19 protein-coding genes are annotated in these 19,693 nt (G+C 38.8%); 4 read left to right on the plus strand and 15 right to left on the minus strand.

The window, feature by feature from the left end; all coding sequences use genetic code 11:
- Together EHR01_RS01085 and EHR01_RS01090 are read left to right on the plus strand one after the other, a co-directional pair.
- Nucleotides 1-1,266 (plus strand): sensor histidine kinase, encoded by a 1,266-nt coding sequence (locus EHR01_RS01085; RefSeq protein ID WP_135692750.1) that lies wholly within the window; start codon nucleotides 1-3, stop codon nucleotides 1,264-1,266.
- Complete coding sequence (locus tag EHR01_RS01090; protein WP_100721624.1) at nucleotides 1,250-1,672, plus strand: MaoC family dehydratase; 423 nt, start codon at nucleotides 1,250-1,252, stop codon at nucleotides 1,670-1,672. The genes EHR01_RS01085 and EHR01_RS01090 overlap by 17 nt, the downstream gene beginning before the upstream one ends.
- Here EHR01_RS01090 and EHR01_RS01095 read toward each other — a convergent pair.
- Both EHR01_RS01095 and EHR01_RS01100 read right to left on the minus strand, forming a co-directional pair.
- Entirely contained in the window at nucleotides 1,656-2,021 is a 366-nt protein-coding gene (locus tag EHR01_RS01095) for a DUF1292 domain-containing protein (RefSeq protein WP_135692752.1), read from the minus strand. The genes EHR01_RS01090 and EHR01_RS01095 overlap by 17 nt on opposite strands.
- Nucleotides 2,021-2,314 carry an HNH endonuclease gene (locus tag EHR01_RS01100; RefSeq protein WP_135692754.1) on the minus strand — a complete coding sequence of 98 codons (294 nt, stop codon included), beginning with the start codon at nucleotides 2,312-2,314 and terminating at the stop codon, nucleotides 2,021-2,023. Before EHR01_RS01100 ends, EHR01_RS01095 begins: the two co-directional genes overlap by 1 nt.
- Before the next feature lie 49 nt (nucleotides 2,315-2,363).
- Here EHR01_RS01100 and EHR01_RS01105 point away from each other — a divergent pair, with 49 nt between their 5' ends.
- Nucleotides 2,364-3,476: an acyltransferase family protein gene (locus EHR01_RS01105; RefSeq protein WP_135692756.1), complete on the plus strand. Its 1,113-nt coding sequence runs from the start codon at nucleotides 2,364-2,366 to the stop codon at nucleotides 3,474-3,476.
- A gap of 3 nt (nucleotides 3,477-3,479) precedes the next feature.
- Here EHR01_RS01105 and EHR01_RS01110 read toward each other — a convergent pair whose 3' ends face one another.
- Entirely contained in the window at nucleotides 3,480-4,856 is a 1,377-nt protein-coding gene (locus tag EHR01_RS01110; RefSeq protein WP_135692758.1) for a flavin monoamine oxidase family protein, read from the minus strand.
- A gap of 105 nt (nucleotides 4,857-4,961) precedes the next feature.
- Between EHR01_RS01110 and EHR01_RS01115 the strand changes: the two genes are divergently transcribed.
- Nucleotides 4,962-7,076, plus strand: coding sequence for a 7TM diverse intracellular signaling domain-containing protein (locus tag EHR01_RS01115; RefSeq protein WP_135692760.1), 2,115 nt, complete (start codon nucleotides 4,962-4,964; stop codon nucleotides 7,074-7,076).
- Here the strand turns inward: EHR01_RS01115 and EHR01_RS01120 are convergent.
- The 12 genes from EHR01_RS01120 to EHR01_RS01175 all read right to left on the minus strand — a co-directional run bounded on the left by EHR01_RS01120 (nucleotide 7,073) and on the right by EHR01_RS01175 (nucleotide 19,686).
- A complete protein-coding gene (locus tag EHR01_RS01120; RefSeq protein WP_135692762.1) occupies nucleotides 7,073-7,999 on the minus strand; it encodes a 50S ribosomal protein L11 methyltransferase in 927 nt (308 codons plus the stop codon). The two genes, EHR01_RS01115 and EHR01_RS01120, sit on opposite strands and share 4 nt — an antisense overlap.
- Nucleotides 8,000-8,001: 2 nt before the next feature.
- Entirely contained in the window at nucleotides 8,002-8,625 is a 624-nt protein-coding gene (locus EHR01_RS01125) for a helix-turn-helix domain-containing protein (RefSeq protein ID WP_035983954.1), read from the minus strand.
- Between the two features lie 39 nt (nucleotides 8,626-8,664).
- A complete protein-coding gene (rsmI, locus tag EHR01_RS01130) occupies nucleotides 8,665-9,351 on the minus strand; it encodes a 16S rRNA (cytidine(1402)-2'-O)-methyltransferase (protein WP_135692763.1) in 687 nt (228 codons plus the stop codon).
- Nucleotides 9,348-10,175 carry an HAD family hydrolase gene (locus tag EHR01_RS01135; protein ID WP_135692766.1) on the minus strand — a complete coding sequence of 276 codons (828 nt, stop codon included), beginning with the start codon at nucleotides 10,173-10,175 and terminating at the stop codon, nucleotides 9,348-9,350. The genes rsmI and EHR01_RS01135 overlap by 4 nt, the downstream gene beginning before the upstream one ends.
- A 6-nt stretch (nucleotides 10,176-10,181) precedes the next feature.
- A complete protein-coding gene (locus EHR01_RS01140) occupies nucleotides 10,182-10,967 on the minus strand; it encodes a M23 family metallopeptidase (protein WP_135692768.1) in 786 nt (261 codons plus the stop codon).
- Nucleotides 10,968-11,220: 253 nt separating this feature from the next.
- Nucleotides 11,221-12,462, minus strand: coding sequence for a sterol desaturase family protein (locus EHR01_RS01145; protein ID WP_135692769.1), 1,242 nt, complete (start codon nucleotides 12,460-12,462; stop codon nucleotides 11,221-11,223).
- Between the two features lie 19 nt (nucleotides 12,463-12,481).
- Nucleotides 12,482-13,357, minus strand: coding sequence for a 16S rRNA (adenine(1518)-N(6)/adenine(1519)-N(6))-dimethyltransferase RsmA (rsmA, locus tag EHR01_RS01150; protein WP_135692771.1), 876 nt, complete (start codon nucleotides 13,355-13,357; stop codon nucleotides 12,482-12,484).
- Nucleotides 13,311-15,143 carry a ComEC/Rec2 family competence protein gene (locus tag EHR01_RS01155; RefSeq protein ID WP_135692773.1) on the minus strand — a complete coding sequence of 611 codons (1,833 nt, stop codon included), beginning with the start codon at nucleotides 15,141-15,143 and terminating at the stop codon, nucleotides 13,311-13,313. The genes rsmA and EHR01_RS01155 overlap by 47 nt, the downstream gene beginning before the upstream one ends.
- A gap of 41 nt (nucleotides 15,144-15,184) precedes the next feature.
- Nucleotides 15,185-16,153 (minus strand): tryptophan--tRNA ligase, encoded by a 969-nt coding sequence (trpS, locus tag EHR01_RS01160; RefSeq protein ID WP_135692775.1) that lies wholly within the window; start codon nucleotides 16,151-16,153, stop codon nucleotides 15,185-15,187.
- Nucleotides 16,150-18,120 (minus strand): hypothetical protein, encoded by a 1,971-nt coding sequence (locus EHR01_RS01165; RefSeq protein WP_135692777.1) that lies wholly within the window; start codon nucleotides 18,118-18,120, stop codon nucleotides 16,150-16,152. The genes trpS and EHR01_RS01165 overlap by 4 nt, the downstream gene beginning before the upstream one ends.
- 2 nt (nucleotides 18,121-18,122) lie before the next feature.
- Nucleotides 18,123-18,704 (minus strand): LolA family protein, encoded by a 582-nt coding sequence (locus tag EHR01_RS01170; RefSeq protein WP_004788865.1) that lies wholly within the window; start codon nucleotides 18,702-18,704, stop codon nucleotides 18,123-18,125.
- A 22-nt stretch (nucleotides 18,705-18,726) separates the two neighbouring features.
- Entirely contained in the window at nucleotides 18,727-19,686 is a 960-nt protein-coding gene (locus EHR01_RS01175; RefSeq protein ID WP_100720042.1) for an electron transfer flavoprotein subunit alpha/FixB family protein, read from the minus strand.
- Nucleotides 19,687-19,693: the final 7 nt, after the last annotated feature.

Genomic DNA, 19,693 nt, shown 5'->3' on the forward strand with positions numbered 1-19,693 from the left:
ATGAAAGCAGCTAGCCGAATTGCATTTTTTTATTTGTTATTCGGCTACGTCTGGATTTATTTTTCAGACTATGCGATTTCTCTTATATTCAAATCTCCTGAAGAACTAAGGGAAGTCCAAAGTCTGAAAGGTTGGGGATTTGTGACTGTGTCTGCAGTCATCATTTATATACTTTTGGTTCGAGAGTTGAGGAGACAAAAACATGTTTTATTAGAAAAAGTAGAATCTGACCAACTTTTCCAAGTGATTGTAGAAAGGATTGAAGATGCAGTGATTGTTTTCAATTTGGATACTTGGAAAATAGATTTTTTAAGTGAACAGGTTTCTCGTTTATTTGATATCCCAAAAAAAGAAATTCTCATTCATCCTGAACTTTTAATCGAACGTGTTCACGAAGGCGATCGAGCACGGATGACAAATATTTGGATGAATCAATTACGAGAAAATCATACAGGGTTATTGTATCGAATTTGTATGTTAGATGGAAAAATTAGATGGGCGTTGGAACATCGACTTTTTATCCCAACGAAAGATGGAAGTGCAAATAAAGCAGTAGCTGTCATTTCAGATATGACTAGTTATATGGAAAACCAATCCAAATTGGAACGTTCTCTGAGAGAAAATGAAACTTTGCTGACAGAAGTTCATCATAGAGTGAAAAACAATTTAGCAGTTATCATTTCTTTTTTACAACTTCAAGTATATTCCTCTCCTCCAGAGACTGCTGATATTTTGGAACAAAGTATTGTTCGAATCAAAGCCATAGCACTTGTCCATGAAAAACTTTATAGTAGCAAAAACTTATCAGGTCTAAGTTCGGTTGATTATATTACAAGTCTTGTGGAAAATATAAAACTTATGTATATGAGAACGGACATTCGCATCGAACTCGATATCCAGAAATTAGAATTTAATATTGTCGATGCTATCCCTATGGGACTAATGATTACGGAAATGTTGACCAATAGTTTTCGACATGCATTCGTTGGGGGACAATCGGATGCTTGGATTAAAATTGATTTTGTTGTGATGGATCAGTTCAATTATGAATTAAAATATCGAGACAATGGAATTGGTTTCCCTCCCGGTCTTAATTATAAAAAAGCAGAATCCATTGGATTGTCTGTGATTTTTTCGTTATGCAGTCAGATGAACGGTCGCGAATTGGAATGTTCGTCTGCACCAAACGAAGGTGTGTTTTATCATTTTGCCTTTTCACCAAAAAAGGTAATTCCAGAGGAAAATGTAAATGTATCAAAAGGGTAAAAGTTTTTTAGAAATTCAAATTGGCGATTCTGCTTCCTTTACCAAAACAATTACGGAAACGGATGTATATCTTTTTGCAGGAATCAGTGGGGATTTTAATCCACTCCATGTTGATGAAGAATACGCCAAATCAACTAGTTTCGGAACAAGGATTGCTCATGGGGGACTTGCTGCTTCACTGCTTGCCCCTGTGCTTGGAATGAAGTTGCCAGGTCTTGGAACGGTTGCATTGGAAACGACAACCAAATTCAGAAAACCTGTGTATTTTGGAGACACTATCACATGTTTTGTGGAGGTTGTTGAAAAAGTGGAAAGACTAAAAGCGGTGAAGATGAAAATTGTTTGGACCAACCAAAAATCAGAAGTGGTGAGTAAGGGAGAAACTCTTGTCATTCCTCCCGGTTGAGGAATTGTCCAACGAGTCCAATTTCATCTTCGACATATTCTCGAATTTCTTCCAATTCGTCTTCATCTAAAATTTCTTCTAAAATTTCCTCTCCTGATTCGTCTTGCCCAATGCGCATGACGATGTATCCTGGCACGTCGGAATCAGGATCATCCATTTCCACATTCACAAATTGAAATTCTTGTTCTGTACTTGGTAGAAAAACTAGATAATCATTTCCCATTTGCGAAAAAGAATAAAAGACTTCCCATTGGTAGCTGTTTCCCTTTTCATCTACAAGATCTATTTCTTCTGTGACTCTGCTCGGAAGAAAGTCATCACCTTGAAATCCAAAATCTTTCATATCCATTAGGAGAAAAACTCCTTCTCAAAGGGAAGACTATGTTTTTTTTTGAAGTTACATTCTTTGCATGAGGGGACTAAATTGGCTTTGACCGATTTTCCACCTCGGATAAGAGGGATTAGGTGGTCCATTGTCAGCTCTTCCACTTTGAACTTTTTCCCACAATAATGGCAAACTCCGGAAGATCGTTTGTTCTTCCACCATGCAGTTGTTTTTAGTTCTTTTGCCTTCTTTCGTTCCCTTGCAATTTCTTCATCGCTCACGTCGGAAAAAAAAGAATCGGAAGGTGTATCCGTCATAGTTTAAAAAAATCTGTTTTTTTCTCTTCGTCAAGAAAAAGATGGAGGAATGGGAAGATTGGTTTACCTAGATAATTTGAGGTCCTTTGCACTTTTACTTGGAATTGTGTTTCATGCAGCTATCGTGTATGCTTCAGAGATCAAATATGCCATCCAAGTTGAGGATCGGAGTGATGTTCTCTCTTATTTTTGTTATTGGATTCATAGTTATCGAATGCCAATGTTCTATATGATTTCAGGTTTTTTTTCAGCAATGGTTTGGGAAAAAAAAGGTAGGAGTTTTTATTTAGAGGCAAGATTTAAACGTGTATTAGTTCCAACAATTTTTGGACTTATTTTGATTGCACCCATCCAATACTATTTAACCGAAAAAATAAAAAATCCAAATATAGAAATTTTATCGTTCCTAAAATTCTTTTTTACAAAAGAAAATTTTCAGCATTCGCATATTTGGTTCCTTGTTGATTTGTTTTGTTTTAGTATTCTTTATAGTTTGATTCCAAAATCCATATTTAAATCAAAACTTTGGGATCAAATTCCACATGGAAATTTTAGGTATTTGATTCTAATTGGTTTTTGTTTTTCTGTCGTGTTTTTAAGTCATATACAAATTTCCAAAGGGGAATCATATTACGGAATCTTCAAACTTACATTTATCTTTCAGTTTTCGTTTTTTCTTTCCGGAGTTTTTTGTTATCATTGGAAAAGTATTTTGATACCTAAAACCGTTTCTCGATTAAAAACACTCTCCGTTTTCATTTGGGCGATTGTCATATTTTTAGTATTTCGAGATTTGGAGATTGAAGATCCACTTTGGATTTATTTTCATTATGCAAACGTTTGGTTGAGACCTATCCATATTTTTTTATGGGTTCTTTCTCCATTTCTTTGGACAAACTTTCTTGTTTCTGTGTTTCAATCCTTTGGTAACAAAGACGGAAAATTAGGATCTTATTTGATTGAGGCAAGTCTTCCCATCTATTTAGTCCACCATCCAATTTCTTTATTTTTTGCTTATTGGGTAAGAGAGATTGAATGGGGGATATGGGTGAAATTTATTTCCCATATCCTTTTTGTTTTACTTGTTAGTTTTTTCTTATACGAAGTTTTAATCCGAAAAATAAAACCCCTTCGTTTTGTTTTCGGATTAAAGACTAAGTAGAATTTATGTTTTGCTTATGGCTTGGATTGCTGAGGCAACGGCAGAATCCATACTTCCTGTATGGAAAGCCAAATGTTCTCCGGCAAAATAAACACGTTCAAAAGGTTCGGCCCAAACATCTTTGATTCCGAAACTTCCTGGAGGAAACAAAGATACAAATCCTGGGCGTCCTGTTGTTTTTTGAAAACTATGGAAAATAAATGGAGATTCAAGAATTAACTCTAAGTTCTCAATTTCTTCCAATGAGGAAGTCATCAGATTCTTTTTTTGGCGATCACTCCCTTTTTCAAATAAAGCGGCTCTGTCTCCCGTTGAAATTGAAGTAACGGCTGTTATATTGGTTCCGATGGCAGCTTCCGATACGTACAAAGTTTCGGCAGCTGTATTTGTGGATAAAAAGAGCTTTGATATTGATTCTTTGGATTTAACCAAACTCAAGTTTTTGGAAATTTTTCCAGTTTGCATTCTCAATGCAGAGTAAATTAAATCTTTTGGTAGTCCTGGGGTCCATTTGATATCGAGAACTGCAGCAGCCGGTAAAGCGCAAATGACTAAACTTCCTTTTACGGATCTACCAGAAGACAATTCTACTGTGACTTGATTTTTTTGTTGTGAGACTTTGGTTACAGTTTCTCCTAAAATCAATTCCTGATTTCGTAATGAGTTAGTAAGTTCTTTGATGATACGTTCGGCACCACCTCTCACTTGGAACTTTGGTTTGAGCGCTGATTGTAAAGCAGAAAGATCATCTAGCACGGATTCGCTGGAAATTTGGTTGAGGTCCGCACCTAGGATCACTCGATAAAGATCATTCATCGAACGAATTTCCTCTTCTGTTAATCCTTGGTATCTAGCATAAGAAGAAAAATTAATTTTGTCTAATCCTTGTTTTTGTGTAGTACCCAAAGATTTATGCAGATCAATGACTTTCTCTAAAGTTTCGATTGATGCAGAAGAAATTTTTAAGAAATCCGAATTTGTTTTTTGGAATGAAAATCGTTCAGTTATACTCGCAGGAACCAAATCTAAGTTCAGTTGTTTTACCAAACTTTTAATGTCTGTTTGGCCTTCTCCAATCCACTCACCACCTAAATCTTGTAAGATTCCTAGTTCTGGATTTTCATATGTGGCAATCCTCCCACCCAATTTTTCTCCTCTTTCAATGACGGTAACATCATAGCCGGTTTGTTTTAAGAGGTAAGCCGCATAAAGACCCGAGAGTCCTCCACCCAGAACAATTGCTTTTTTTCCACTGCTAGACTTCGGTTTGGTTTCGGCCGTTGTGATCGTTGTGGTTTGTCCGAATGATTTTTTGGGAAGTAGGAAGCCTGCCCCTAAAGTGACAGCGCTCATCTTTTGTAGGAAACTTTTTCGATTCATAGAACTTTCCCCTATTTTAACATTGGAAACAAAAAAGGCTAGAAAAATTAGAAAAATACAATCTAGTAACTTTGTCTTTTTAAGCGAATTGGGAGATTAGAGCCTTTGTCTTTCCAGAATATAAATTTTTTTTCCTTAAGTCTTCTGGTGTTTTTACCTGGAATTTTGTTATCGGAACCCGCGGTTCTCCTTTCACCAGAAATTACCGGCAAATCCATCTGGTCGGATGTTCTTGTTTTGGAAGACAAAGACCAATCCATTTCGGAAGAAACCATAACCAATGGATCTTTGGATTCCAAATTTCAAAAAATAAGTTCCCCTAATTTAGGTTTTTCGAAATCTACTTTCTGGATTCGAGTTTTAGTAAAAAACCCAACCGAAGATACAATCCGTTGGAATTTAGTATTTGATTTCCCACTTTTGGATGAAATTCAAATTTTTGGAAATGAGTTTCCTAAGTCTTTTGTTCGAACCTTGGGGGATGTACATCCTTTTTCAGAAAGAAATTTGGATTATCGAAATCCAGTTTTTCCTCTGGAAACTAAATCAGGAGTATCTTCTGTTTATTATTTAAAAATTATTTCAGAGTCCACTATTCCGCTAACAATGAGTATATGGACCGAACGTGAGTTTTATGATCAATTAAACAAAGAACAAATGATTTTCGGATTATTTTACGGAATCTTATTCGTGATGATTGCGTATAACTTTTTTATTTATATTTTCACTTATGAAAAAAGTTATCTTTTTTATATGTTTTTTGTTAGTTCTATTTTTTTCTTTCATTTTATTAATAATGGATTTGCTTTTCAATACCTATGGCCTAATTGGATTTTTTGGGCCAATTATTCTCTACCGTTTTTTATTTGTGTTTCTTGTATCACAGGGCTTATCTTTTCAGATAATTATTTAAATTTAAAAAAACACCTTCCTAAAATTTCCAAATTGATGAGGTTATGGGCGGGGATTCTTTTTTTGTTCTCAGGTTTTACATTTTTTTTGAGTTACCGAATTGCTATGGTTACGGCCATTCTACTCACCGTACCAACTGCTCTTGTAATGGTTTTTAGTGGAACATCTACTTATCTATCCAATGTAAGGGCAGCCCGTTATTTTTTGATATCGTGGACGTTTTTTCTTTTGGGTGTCCTTTTGTATTCTTTAAAGAGTTTGGGGTTTTTGCCAGACAATCAGATCACAAGATGGACCATTCAAATTGGAACAGCCTTACAAACCATTCTGTTGTCACTTGGACTAGCCGATCGAATCAATTTTTTAACAAGAAGTCTCAGGGATCATATTAAGGATCTTTCGCATGCAAAGTTAAAAATTGAAGAATCTGAAAAACGATTTCGTGAAATTTTCCAAGGTTCAGATGAAGTTATCATTATGATGAATGAAAATTTCGAAGTGATCAATGCAAACAGAGCATTATCAAAACATATGGGTTTTCGGTTGGATGACTTACGTGGTAAAAAGATTACAGACATAGTTTATACTGGCAAAGATCAAAAGTCTGATTACAACGTAATGTATGTCACGGATAAATTAACTGATTTAAAAATGACAGGTTCAATTATTAATTTTAAAACAGAATTTGATCAAAAATATGTAAAGGAACCAAAGGAAATGTACTGTAGATTGCAATACATTGACTTCGACGAAACAAGAGAAGTTTTGGCAACCATGTCATCTCAATTTGAGGATACTATTATCCAACTCGTTGACTCGGAAAAAATTGAACTCTCCATGAACAATTATCTGCGTAATGCGGAGATCGTATCTCAAAAGATTACTTCTCAACTAGCAAAGTATCTCACTACTGTGGAACAAACAGAAGTGAGATCATCGGTTCGTGAAATCATCATCAATGCTGTGGAACATGGAAATTTAAATATCAGTTTTGAAGAAAAATCCAAGGCTCTTATGGAAGGCAATTACTTGGAGTTTTTACAAAAAAGACAAGAAGATCCAAGGTATCGTCAAAAACGAATTAAAATCGAATATTCTTTTAATAGAGAATATGTTGCCTATCGAATCACAGATGAAGGTCGTGGTTTTGATCATAAAAAACATATGGAAAAATCTTTAGAAGAAATGAACGAAGCACATGTGCAACATGGACGTGGAATTCTAATGACAAAATCTGTTTTTGATCGGATTGAATATAACGATCGGGGAAACCAAGTCAGTTTGATTAAGTATTTAAATAAAGATTAGTTTCGAACCCAATCCAAAACCCACCACTCATTCCATTCTTTGGAGTAGAGTAGTTTGCCTGGAAGATGGCTTTGTAATAAACTTAAAAACTGATCTTTTTTTTCTGTAATGATACCTGAAAAAATAATCCTAGGTGCTTCAATCTTTGCCAGATGCCGGATGTTCTGTGAAAGAACAGCAAAAGTAATGTTCGCAATGGCTAAATCATATTTGGTATTGGATAATTTCGGATTGTCAATCCCTGATTCTTCCACACTGAATTGAAATCCTTTTGGGTATTCATTTTCTGTCCAGTTAGACCATGCTGCTTTGACAGCATTGGGATCAATGTCCAAGGCAAAAATTTTGGAAACTCCGAATTTCGCAAGGCCTATGGATAAAATTCCAGAACCTGTTCCCACATCACATGCGGATTGAAATTGGAATTCACCTTTGTCATACAATTCATCTAAATACTCTAATATGAGTTTGGTGGTTTCATGGTGGCCAGTTCCAAATGCAACGCCAGGGTTGATGAAGAGTGGAATCCCACCACTTGGTTTCCAAAGTTTGACAGTCTCAGGTTCGTTTTTTTCCCAAGTGGGAATGACCCAAAGTTTTTTTCCAATCGAGAAAGGTTTGTAATATTCTTTATAAGCTTCTTCGTAATCACGAGTTTCGATGTTTCGTGATTCTGCATTTGAATTGTCTGGTGCGTTGATTTTTAAAAAGATAAGAATCTTTAGTTCTTTATCAATTTCATCCGTTTGCAAATAAATCCGAATGTTGGTATTGTCTCGGATCAGGCCCTGGTCTTTTTCCTTGGGAGCCTCTCCATCAAATAATATTTCATAGTAACCAGCACATTGTAATGTATCCAACAGTTCATAAAAACTGTCAGATAATTCTTTGGGTAGATTGACTTTGAGTTCTCTGTATTCCAATCTTAACCTATTTCGTCCGTATAATCCATTACAAGATACATGAGAGTTTCTTGGTCTGTTGGATTGGAATACTCATGCGAAACATCGGCTTTAAAAAATACAGAATCTTTTGGTTCTAGTTCCACAACTTTTTCGCCAACGCGTAACCGCAGTTTGCCGGAAACAACAACCAAGTTTTCAGTGGTTCCTGTTTTATGTGGTTCGGCAACTTCATGCCCGCCGGGTTTTAAAATGAGTTCATAAAATTCTGTTTTGCGATTTCCAAGAAATGGGAAAAGCGCACGGCTAGCAAAGACTTTGGAATTGGAATATAAAACCTTGGAATTTTCCGCTTTGAGGATGTGGATTCCGTCTTGGTTTTTTTCTTTGAGGAGTTCAGAAAAAGGAACATTGAGTCCGTTTGCAATTTTCCATAACACAGAAATCGTAGGAACCGATTTCCCTTGTTCGATCTGCGATAACATCGCACGGCTCACTCCACAACGATTTGCGAGTTTATCCAAAGAAAAACCTTTTGTATGGCGGATGAGTTTCAGATTTTCTTTGACGACATCTGTTATATAATCGCCAGACTCTGAAATCAATTGGTCTATTCCGTCACTCGGTTGCTCTACTTTACTTACCATTGTCCAAGCGTTCAATATAACAGAGGTACTGTCAAGAAACTAACGTTTGATCCTTTCTTTTTTCTCTTCCACCACAAAGACTGGGGGGAGCTTCAGACCTTGTGGAAACTTTTTATGAATCTCTTTGGCTGTTCCTCGAAAGCTAGTTTCGTTGGCCATAGAGATTCCGAGGGCAAGGAAAATCTGCCGATCCCCAGGTAGGATTTTTGCTAGGGTTTCCAGACAATGTTTGGCCCGGTAGGGTGTTTCATAAAAGGCAAGGGTGATGCCAAGCCCCAAGTATTGTTTTAAGGTTCTTTCTCTTTCCTTTTCCTCTCTAGGCAAAAATCCCAAAAAGAGAAAGGGGGAGGTGGCAAACCCAGAACTGGTTAGGGCGGCAATGAGGGCAGTTGGTCCGGGAGCCGAACGAACTTCCACACCCATCTCCCAAGCCAGAGGGACAATCCACTTTCCAGGGTCTTCGAGTCCGGGACTTCCTGAATCAGAAATGAGGCAGGTCCTTTTGGTGGTCGCAAGTTTCATTGCGATCTCATCCATCTCCTGCCTGGAAGTATGTTCGTTCAGTAGGTCAAAGGGTTTGGATACTCCCAACTTCTTTAAAAACGTGGAAGTGGTCCTTTGTTCTTCCCCAATGATCCAGTCAGCTTCCTCTAACAAGGTTTTGGTGCGGGGAGGAAGGTCCTCATCATTTCCGATGGAATTGGATACTAAATAAAGTCGGTTCATGTCAGCACTGGAGGAAAGGTAAAGTAAGGTTGGATGTAAATTCCTTGGGCCGCACAAGCCTTGGCAAACTCTGGGTTGTCACGATTGATACCCACGGCCATTTGTTTGGCACGGCAAAGCATAGGATAGTCGTTAAAGGAATCTCCAAAAGCTAGGTCGGGATACACACCGATTCTTTCTTCTATTGCTTTTACTTTTCCCTCTCCATATGTATAAGGTTCAATGAGTTTGTGAGAAAATTTTCCATTTTCACCTAATTCTTGTCTCATGCCAATGACTTTGGATTCTTCCACGGGGAATAGGTGGGCGATGGCAGCAATTCCGGGTTCAGGAGATGCGGTCACAATGTACACTGTCCAATTGTGGTGGTTTAAATAAGCAATCAGGTCTTTCATTTCCACTTGGGGAAACACACCAGAATCTTTGTCGTAGTGATTGACTCTCTCCCAGGCTCTTCTGGACACTTCGTAGTATTCTGTTTTATCCATTCCTTGGAAAATAAAACTAGTCCAGCGGTATCCTCTTTCGATTCCGTATTCTTTTAATTGGTAGGTGTATTCTTCCCAAACCAATCGTTCCTTTTCCGGATGACTCAGTTTTGTATGGTCACGCCAAAGTTCTTTGTCTCGAAAAAATTCTGATAAATCTTTTGGTACAAATGTAAGTCCGCCATGGAGGAGTTCATCCATGATCTTTTCACCGAAATCGTTGCGAATGAGTGTGTTATCGAAATCAAAACAGGCAATGCCTGGTGTTTGGGGTATGATGGTTGTCAGACGGTCGAAAATTTCGTCCGTCCAACTGTTCTTTGTCAGGTTAGTCACTAATACTTAGTCTGCAAATCCAACGATGCTTGTGGCAACTCCTTCTTCATAGGGAGTGAGAAAGTTTTCAGGATTGAGATACACATTGTGAAATCGAACTTCAAAATGGACATGAGGACCAGTCGACTTTCCTGTATTTCCAGAAAAAGCAATGATCTGTCCTTTGCGAACCACATCTCCAGGTTTTACGAGTAACTCTTGGTTGTGGCCATACACCGTATGGAAATGGTTCATGTCATGGTGGTAAATTTTGACAGCTAGACCATAATCACCACTGCGACCCGCTTCTTCTACCACACCATCAGCGGCAGCAAGGACCACGGAATTTTTAGGAATGGCGATGTCGAGGCCAGTGTGCCAGGTGTTCCAGCGCCTTCCAATCCGGGAAGAAATTCGGGATTTATGATTGGGGAGAACTGGCCAAATGAATTGGTCAATGGGAGATTCAACAGTTTCTCGGAAGAGTTCTTTTTCTTGGAGTCCCCGCATGTATTCTGCGGAATAAGGAAAGAAAATGGATCGTTTCAATCGGCTGAGGTCTGATTCCTTTAAATTGTTGATCTCCATTACCTCTTGGGCCAGGATCCCAAACTCAGAAGCCTTTTCGAGAAGGCTTTTTTTCTCGGCATTTAGGTCTACCCAAAGGCCCCACTGCTCATTATAACGTTGGAAGACATGGTTGTCCAAAAAAACAGGACCATTTTTTTGCTTCTGGTAGGCCGCATAGGCGGAGTAGGTCACTACAAACAGGATTAGGACTAGAATGATATAGTAACTTCGGTTTCGCTTCATCTCATTTCGCCTCAAAAACTCTGGTGCAATGCCAAATTCTCACGGGGCCCCGTCCGGTCAAGGGGAACGATCGGGGGATTCCGCCCTATTCATGGCATTTATGTGACATAACACTGAGAGTGGTTTTCAGGTCATCCGTTTTTCAGAGGGAAAAAAGATTAGAGAGCAGTGTTCAGAGTGCATTCGTTCCCAATCCCACCAGAAAGAGTCTGGTAGGATTGGATACTGTTCGTTCCTTTTTTAAAAAATGGACCTAAGCTGCTTGGGCTTTTTGTCCACTTGTGCGATAGAGATAGATTCCTGCGGCAAGAAGGCATACAATCCCAATGGCATAGTATGCCCAACCCACCCCAAAGTAACCAAGGACAAGAAATCCAAAAAGTAGCCTTGTGATTTCCATGGCCCCAGCCCAAGATTTTCCTTCAATCAGGGCATTGATGGAAAGTAAGGAAAGAGTCACCCAAACAGTCACAAGGATTTGTGAGATGAGGGAGAATTTAGCTACAAACAAAAGGAAAGCAAAGGACAAAAGGAGGACGAGAACAAACCAAGTGGTTGTGTAAGTTCTCACTTCCGATTGTGGTTTCGGATCATACTTATGGAAAGTCGCAGGACTTACTTCCGGAATCGGTAAAAATCCAGCTGGTTTTGAACTTTCTCTTGGATACCAACCTGGTGGTTTGAAAAAGACCTTAATTTTATCTAAGAAATAAGGAGCACTTGCGGCTTGTTTGATCAGTTCCCAGTAGTAATGAACGTTTGCATAAACCGGATTGAAACTCCGAAGGGGTTTCACAGTTCCATACACACAAGGTTCTGTTTCTTCTTGAAAGGTTCCAAACATTCGATCAAAGATGATGAAGATCCCACCATGGTTTTTATCAATGTAGATTGGATTGATGGCGTGGTGTACCCTGTGGTGAGAAGGAGTGGAGAGTAGGAATTCGCCAACCTTTCCAATTTTATCCACAGCTTTTGTATGCACCCAGAATTGGTAGATGAGATTGATTTGTCCGCTGGCAAGATACATCCAAGGGTGAAATCCAATCAGAGCCAAAGGAACATAGAAAATCCAAGAGACAATACCACCGAGTCCTGTTTGGCGGAGGGCCACAACTAAGTTGTATTCTTCGCTGTGGTGGTGGATGACATGTCCTGCCCAAAGGATATTGACCTCATGGGCCAAACGGTGGGACCAGTAGTAACAAAAGTCTTGGCCGACAATACAAAGGATCCAAGCCCAGGGGTTGGTCATGGCAAATTCGAAAAAACGGAAGTGTTCGTAGATATAGAAATAAGCAAAGAGTCCGATCCCTTTTTGGAAAAGGCCCCAGATTTGGGAGATGATTCCCGTGCTTAAGTCGGCGATGGAATCGTTTAGCCGGTAGAGGGCTTTGTTTTTGCGGTATCCAATGTAGACTTCAATTCCAATCAGAAGGAAGAAAACGGGGATGGCATAGGTAACGATGGGCGGAGGTGTGAAATTCTCGAACATGGCGGTGATGATTTTGCCATCATTTTGACAAATGGTCAAGCAAATGTTGACCCAGGGTCAGAAATTGTTCTCGGTTCAATTCTTCAGGCCTTGCGGTGGGTGGAATTTCTGCCGATTGGATGGCCTTTCCCAAAGCCTCTCGAAAGCCGGGGTCTTCTGAAAAAGGGGATTCCCGGAGGCTTACCTGAATTTGTTTTCGTTTCCCCCAAAACAAAGTGCGTAACATCTGGGACCAGAGTTCTACTTCTCGTTCCGAAGTCAGTCGCCACCCATTTGGTTTTGTTTGGACTTTGGGTTTTAGAAGGATCAGGGCAGAATGGATTTTGGGAATGGGAAAAAAACAATTTTTGTGAACAGTCTTTAGATACTTCACATCACAAAAAGCAGAAAGGAAAACAGATAAGGAAGATGTTTCTTTGACAAGGCGTTCGGCAAATTCCTTTTGCACCATAAAAATTCCCCCTTGGAAATTTCGACAGTGGATGACTAGGGTATTGATGATTTCTGTTGTTAGGTGGTAAGGCAAATTTCCAAATACAAAAACCTCTTCTTGGTAGATATGGAACAGATTTTTTAATGCATCTCCCTCAAATAACAAAGCTTTTGGAAACTTCGGTAAAATTTCATCCTTAGCCAATTGGATATAAGCATGATCAATTTCGAATAGATAGGTTTTTTTGTCCAAACAGAGAACTGGATAAGTGAGAGTCCCGAGACCAATTCCAATCTCCGCTATGGAAATATTGTCAGTTAACAAAGGTTCTGCGGATTTGAAAATAAAATCGACTATGTTTTGGTCAATGAGGAAGTTTTGCCCAAATTTCTTTTGGGCGCGAATTCCTTTGGACTCAAAAAAGGTCTGGATGTTGGAGATAGTCGCGTAAGGGGATTTCAAAAGTATCCTCAACGAGTATCATTTTCCAGGCAGTGGAAATCCCAAGTAGTTTTTGGTATTGGATCCATTCTTTGGCTTCCTTTTTTTTCCAAGGAGGAAAGTCCAAAAGCAGAACTCCTTTCCAGTTTGGGGTGATTTTGGATTGGTCCGCTTCTTTCGTTTGTTTTAAAAACTGTTCAACACCCTTTGGATTTCCATCAAAACGAATGATGGAAAAAACTGGATTCATCTCCGCTCCCAGGATCATTTGGTTTTTTAGTTGGATGGGAAGAGAGAATTTACCGATCCAATTTTCAGAATGCTTGGTTCCGTGCCAGTAAACATCTGTTATTTTGTGTTTTTTGATTTGAGAAAGTACACCAGGCAAACAAGACTCTGATTCAAAGGAAATTGAATTTGGTGGTGGAAATCCAGGCAAAGGTTCTGCCATTTTTTTAGAATAACATGTTCCAAACAAATACAAGTGGTCACCGAAACGAATGGAAAGATTTCCCTTTCCAAGTTTTGTGATGAATTTTGGGAGGAGGGTTTGTGTTGAGAAAAAATAAGAAAATCCCAAAAACAAACTGGGGAGTAGATAAAAACAAAATCGAAAAAGGGGTAGGTTTAAAAAACGAATTTTGGGATAAAAGGGAATACAAAAAATAAGAAAGACGGAAATGAAACAAAGTTCCCGGGGAACGTTCATCCAAGTTTTATATCCCCTGCCCAAATCTGAAAACCAATGGAATAGTTTCAAAAAAATAGAAAGTTCAAATGAAGCAGGAACCCAAATCCAAGAGGCAAGTGGTTCTAATAAAAAAGTGGGAACAAGGCTTTGTAAAAATAAAGTTATATAAAGTGTTGGCAAAAGTATTCCCGCCATCGGAACCAATAGAAAATTGATGCCTATCCCACCAAAGGAAAAAGAGCGAAAGTAATAGACAAGGATGGGAAAACTACAAAGAGAACATGCAATTGTTAGATGAAGATTTTCTTTTAGAAAGGATTTTGAATCAGGGAAAACAAGTTTATCTAGAATTGGTTTAAGAAAAAAAATTCCAAAGACTGCTCCAAAGGATAACAAAAATCCAATGCTAAGAAAATCGTAAAATAGAAAAAATGCAATACAAGCAGAGGAGAAAAGAAGTAAATCCGAAGGTCCAATTTTTCGATAAAACAAGGAAGCCGTCAGAGTAAGAAAAACAAATAAATAGGCTCGTAAAAATGAAACTGGAAAATCGAGCGCAGCCAAGTAAATAAATCCAAGACTTAAAGATAGAAATAAAGAAATCCATTTTCGTTTTGAAAAACAGAGGTTTCCCAAAAACTGTATGGAACCAATAAAAATTCCCAAATGAAGGCCTGAAGCAGCAAACAAGTGTAAGATCCCAGACTCTTTTGCAAGGTCTTTAAAATCTCCCGGTATTTCTTTTGTAGAACCTGTCACAAAACCCATAACAATACGTGATTCAAACTTACTGAGTGGGGAGTGTTTGATCTGCGTTTCTAAATAGGAACGAAAGTGGGGATTGGTAGTTCTTTTGTAGGCCTGTCCTTGAACATCAGCCACAAACAAAAAGAGAAAAGAGGCAAAGAAACAAAGGTAAATTCTTTTGTCATTTTTGTAAGAGGTAAATCTTGGAAGGACTGAATAAAATAGGAAGAGGGTGAAAAAAGTCAGGACAAGTAGAGAATGAAATCCAGGAGTTTTTGCACCCAATTTCATTAAGAAGGCAGTTCCGCAGATTCCCAATGAGAACCAACCAAAATCAGCTCTGGGGAGTAGGTAAGTCTCCGGCTTCATATCCGGAGGGGTAAAAAAAAACTATTTTGGTCCTATTGGAATTAAAAAGGATAGATGCCGAGAGTTTTACGAACGTCGGTTAATTTTCTCTCTGCCACTGTTTGCGCTTTTTCCTTTCCTTCTTTTAGGACCTGGTGCACATAATCTAAGTTTTGTGCCAGTTCTTCTCGTTTGGCCCGGTAAGGTGCAAAGTGAGCTAAAATCGAATCGAGCAGATCTTTTTTGAGATCACCGTAACCCGATCCACCATGTTTGTATTTTTGAATTTGTGATTCTTTCTCTGAAGGGGAAAGAAAAAGTGAATGGATTTGAAAGATCACGGAAGTTTCTGGATCCTTTGGTTCTTCAACTGCCTTCGAATCACTCACAATTGACATTACTTTCTTTTTGATTTCTTTTTCTGTTCCAAAGAAGTCGATCGTGTTTTTATAAGATTTCGACATCTTCGCCCCATCGACACCAGGGACTGTTGCCGTATTTTCATCAATATCAGGTTCAGGGATCGTTAAAACCTGTCCAAACTGTGTATTGAATCTTTCGGCAATATCACGTGCAAATTCCAAATGTTGTTTTTGGTCTTTGCCAACGGGGACTTTTTCTGCAGAAAAAAGTAAGATGTCACTTGCCATTAGTACCGGATAAGTAAAGAGTCCAGCGCCCGCGACAAATCCTTTTGCCACTTTGTCTTTAAAAGAATGAGCCAATTGCAATTGCGAAACGGTAATGGATTGAGATAAATACCAAGTGAGTTCTGTGACTTCGGGAACATCACTTTGGACCCAAAAAACAGTTTTTTGTGGATCAACACCTAATGCAAGTAAGTCGATTGCGCATTCCAGAGTGAAAGTTTTTAATTCTTCTTTGGATCGGAATGTTGTGAGTGCATGTAAATTTGCGATAAAAAGAAATAATTCTTCTTTGGATTGATAGTCTAAGATTTTTTTAATCGCAGAAAAGTAATTTCCTAAATGAAGTTTGCCAGAGGGTTGTAATCCAGTAAGGACTCTCATGATTCTCCTTCCGATTCAGAGACATTCATTGTATCGGAATCAGCTTGGTTTTCGGAAGACTCAGAATTCACGGTATTTCCGGCTTCTTTGTTGAAAGTGGAATAGGTGAGTCTTTCGTATTCTTTATTCAATTTGATCAGTTCTTGTTCGATTTTTCGGTGTGCAGTGAGTTTGGAAGTGGTTGCTGGATCTTTGAAGATGACTGCATAGTTATAGAGATATTTGGTGAATTGGATGAATACATCTTCCACCTTCAGTCCGTTAATTCTTTCTTTTGCTACAACCATTTTGTCAAAATGCGGAATAAACCTTTGTGCAATTTTTACTTCTTCGATGACCTTATCTTTTGTAGAAACGATTTTATCGTTCACTTTTCCTTTGGATTCAGTGGCTTTTGCCATCAAATGGTTTTCTACAATGATATTGAGTTTTCCTGCAAAACTTCCGAAAAATTCAGAAGCTTCTTGTAAAGCTTGCACAATCGTTCCTGCAATTTGATCGTTTGCCGCATTTCCAGTGCTATAATCCATTCCGTATTGTTGGAAACTATATTGAAAACTTGGGAATTTTTTATTAAAATTGTCAATGGTTCGAACAAGTGAATTGAGTTGGTCAATTTCGTTTCTGAAAAGTCCCGGTTGGATGAGAAGGAGTTCTTGGTTTTGGTTTTTGTCACCAAGGCGAACATATCCTTCGATTAAGTTGATATAAACGGTTTGTAAATCGCGTAACAAAAGATAAACGAGTCTATGTGGTTGCGATTTGTAACTATTTTTGACTGTTTGGCTTTTGGCTGATTCAGGCATATGGTGGGCCATAAAATCGTCCACAACCACATTTAAAAAATCAAAACTGATTTTCCCTTTATCATCTATAGAAAAATAACGAGAACGCAAATTCGTTAGTTCTTCTTTTTTGAAAGTTCTTGTATTGATATCGTCAGAAATTTTAGCAACTGTGATCTCCACTTCTTTTTGGATTTCTCTGGCTGCTTGGAATTTATGTTCTTGGATGGCTGGGACACGTAGGTCAGAAACAATCTCCGGCCAAGTGAACATTTTCTTTTTTGCTACAATATAAAACGCAGTAATAGCATCGGATAACTTTGGTTTTGTGTTTTCTAAGTTGATCGCATAATTCACACCTTCCATGATTTTACTGAGTTTTGGTGTGAGTTTATCATCCATTTTTACAATGTCTGGAAGATTGGATAAAATAATATCGTTAGCATCGCTTCTCTGCAAAAAACGGACATAGAACATCTGCATTTTAAGAGAACGCTCTAAAAATATATCAGCGGAAATTTTATCTAAAATCAATGCATCCAATGAGGCAAAAGCATTATAGAATTTATTAAAGTTATTGATGATATTGTAAACTAGGGGAGTCCAAATCCTCCAACCTTGTTGTTCGGAAACACGAAGGGCTTGGATGGTTGGAATCAGAACATCTTCTTTCATTCCTCGAAATAGTTTTTCTACATTATTGGAAATGGTTGGGTTTCTACCAAAAAGTCCAATGTCGATGGTTCCTGTATCTTTTCCAAATTTGCTGATGGAATTGTTTACACTGCCGGCACCACCACCAAACAAACCTGCAAGGAGACCACCACCTTGTCTTTGTTCGATGACTCGTTTTTTTGCTGGGTTTTGTTTTTGTTTGGCACTATCGATTGTGACTAAATCGCTAGAACGTTTTGGTTTTGGTTCGGGTGTACTAGTGCGAGAGAGGACTTCTCTTCTTGGTTGTTCTTTTTCGGGAAGTCCGCGGTCGCGACCATCGTCTTTTTTGGGTTTGTTTTTATTTTCATAGTCCTCATCCACTTTGCGAATGAGATCAATCCGAATGAAAACATCATTGGATTTTAAAATGGCTTCATCGATGAGTTGTTGGTGTTCTGGCGTACGAGTTTTACGATATAAATCGGCAAAAACGCGGTGTGCTTCTGTACGGGAAACCGGAGTCACAATTACTCCTTTTGGTTGAGAGGGTTCTCAACAATTTGTGAGCTTGTGGGTGGTTGAAAGTTGAATAGTCCCGTTCCAAGACCAATGTTTGTAGCAATCCCAGAGAAAGCCACTTCAGTAATTTCTTCGTCGGAACGTTTCATTTTGAGTACACGGGGGAGGTCGTTATCAGAAACAACCAGGATAATTTCATTATACCGTTTGGTATTGGAAGTTAGACGAAAAGTTCTTCCACTAACTGACACATTTTCATAACCGGAAAGAAGTCCACCAAGGCCACCCGAAACACCTTTCAGGTCTTGTTTGCCTGCAATCGATGAATCTGGATTATAAAACCATAAAATTCGTCCATTGGAGGAAATGATCCTTCCATCACTAAATCTGACATGGAGTTGGTTTGGGCTTTTGTAGGAAACGACACCAGTGAGGCCACCATTGACAGTGACAGAGGCGCGAAAACTTTCTAGGGAATTCATTTTGCCGATGACGGCATTCAAACGATCCCTTCCATCCTCTGCCCAAAGGATACCCGTTTGGACAGAGAAAAGGAGAACAATCGAAAATTTGGGAAGGAAATTCCTCAAAGTTTGATGGTTCGTATTGGGATTAACCCAATACTTTTTTGAACTCAGAAGTAAGTGCAGGCACTACTTCGAAAAGGTCTGCAACAACACCGTAAGTTGCTACTTTGAAAATAGGAGCATCTCCATCTTTGTTGATGGCAACGATGTATTTAGAAGATCCCATACCCGCTAAGTGTTGGATGGCTCCGGAGATACCGCAAGCGATGTAACAGTTAGGGGAGACAGTTTTTCCTGTTTGTCCTACTTGGTGGGAGTGAGAAATCCATCCTGCGTCTACAGTCGCACGGGAAGCACCAAGAGCTGCACCAAGAGTGTCAGCCAAGTCTTGGATGATTGGCCAGTTTTCTGGTCCTTTGATTCCGCGTCCGCCAGATACGATGATAGAAGCATCAGCAAGTTGCACTTTGTTTCCACCAGAAAGATCTTTAGAGATAGACTTAGTTCTTACTTCACCAGCTGCTGCACCAGATTTTTCTACTGCACCTGCTCCGTCTTTAGGAGTTACTTCTTGTGAGTTAGCACGTACTGTAAAGATTTGAATGTCAGAAGTGACTTTGAAATTTGCATACGCTTTTCCAGAGTAAATTGGTTTCTTAGCAACCACTTTACCACCGTCAACAGAAAGACCAACCGCATCCGCAACGATTCCAGCATTTGCTTTGATCGCTACTCTTGCAGAGTATTCTTTTCCTTGAGCAGAGTGTGGAATTAAAACCACTGCTGGTTTTTTCTCTTGGATGATTGCAAAAATTCCATTTGCATAACCTTCAGGAGAAAATTCACCAAGGTTTGCACCGATTACTGTATCAGCACCAACCGCTTTCAAATCACCTGCAAACGCATCAACGTTTTCAGTAATGACTACTGTATGAACTTTACCACCAATGGAGTCCGCAATTTTTCGAGCTGCAGAAGTGAGTTCTTTTGAGATTTTTTTAAGTTCGCCGTTTTTTAATTCACCAACTACTAAAACATCAGCCATGTTCGTC

The sequence above is a fragment of the Leptospira mtsangambouensis genome (assembly GCF_004770475.1).
GTDB classification, from domain to species: domain Bacteria; phylum Spirochaetota; class Leptospiria; order Leptospirales; family Leptospiraceae; genus Leptospira_A; species Leptospira_A mtsangambouensis.

Excerpts from the sequence above, each read along its gene's own strand:
- EHR01_RS01085 (WP_135692750.1), top strand. The coding sequence starts at position 1 with ATGAAAGCAGCTAGCCGAATTGCATTTTTTTATTTGTTATTCGGCTAC.
- EHR01_RS01090 (WP_100721624.1), top strand. The coding sequence starts at position 1,250 with ATGTATCAAAAGGGTAAAAGTTTTTTAGAAATTCAAATTGGCGATTCT.
- EHR01_RS01095 (WP_135692752.1), bottom strand. The coding sequence starts at position 2,021 with ATGGATATGAAAGATTTTGGATTTCAAGGTGATGACTTTCTTCCGAGC.
- EHR01_RS01100 (WP_135692754.1), bottom strand. The coding sequence starts at position 2,314 with ATGACGGATACACCTTCCGATTCTTTTTTTTCCGACGTGAGCGATGAA.
- EHR01_RS01105 (WP_135692756.1), top strand. The coding sequence starts at position 2,364 with ATGGGAAGATTGGTTTACCTAGATAATTTGAGGTCCTTTGCACTTTTA.
- EHR01_RS01110 (WP_135692758.1), bottom strand. The coding sequence starts at position 4,856 with ATGAATCGAAAAAGTTTCCTACAAAAGATGAGCGCTGTCACTTTAGGG.
- EHR01_RS01125 (WP_035983954.1), bottom strand. The coding sequence starts at position 8,625 with ATGGTAAGTAAAGTAGAGCAACCGAGTGACGGAATAGACCAATTGATT.
- rsmI (WP_135692763.1), bottom strand. The coding sequence starts at position 9,351 with ATGAACCGACTTTATTTAGTATCCAATTCCATCGGAAATGATGAGGAC.
- EHR01_RS01140 (WP_135692768.1), bottom strand. The coding sequence starts at position 10,967 with ATGAAGCGAAACCGAAGTTACTATATCATTCTAGTCCTAATCCTGTTT.
- EHR01_RS01145 (WP_135692769.1), bottom strand. The coding sequence starts at position 12,462 with ATGTTCGAGAATTTCACACCTCCGCCCATCGTTACCTATGCCATCCCC.
- EHR01_RS01155 (WP_135692773.1), bottom strand. The coding sequence starts at position 15,143 with ATGAAGCCGGAGACTTACCTACTCCCCAGAGCTGATTTTGGTTGGTTC.
- trpS (WP_135692775.1), bottom strand. The coding sequence starts at position 16,153 with ATGAGAGTCCTTACTGGATTACAACCCTCTGGCAAACTTCATTTAGGA.
- EHR01_RS01175 (WP_100720042.1), bottom strand. The coding sequence starts at position 19,686 with ATGGCTGATGTTTTAGTAGTTGGTGAATTAAAAAACGGCGAACTTAAA.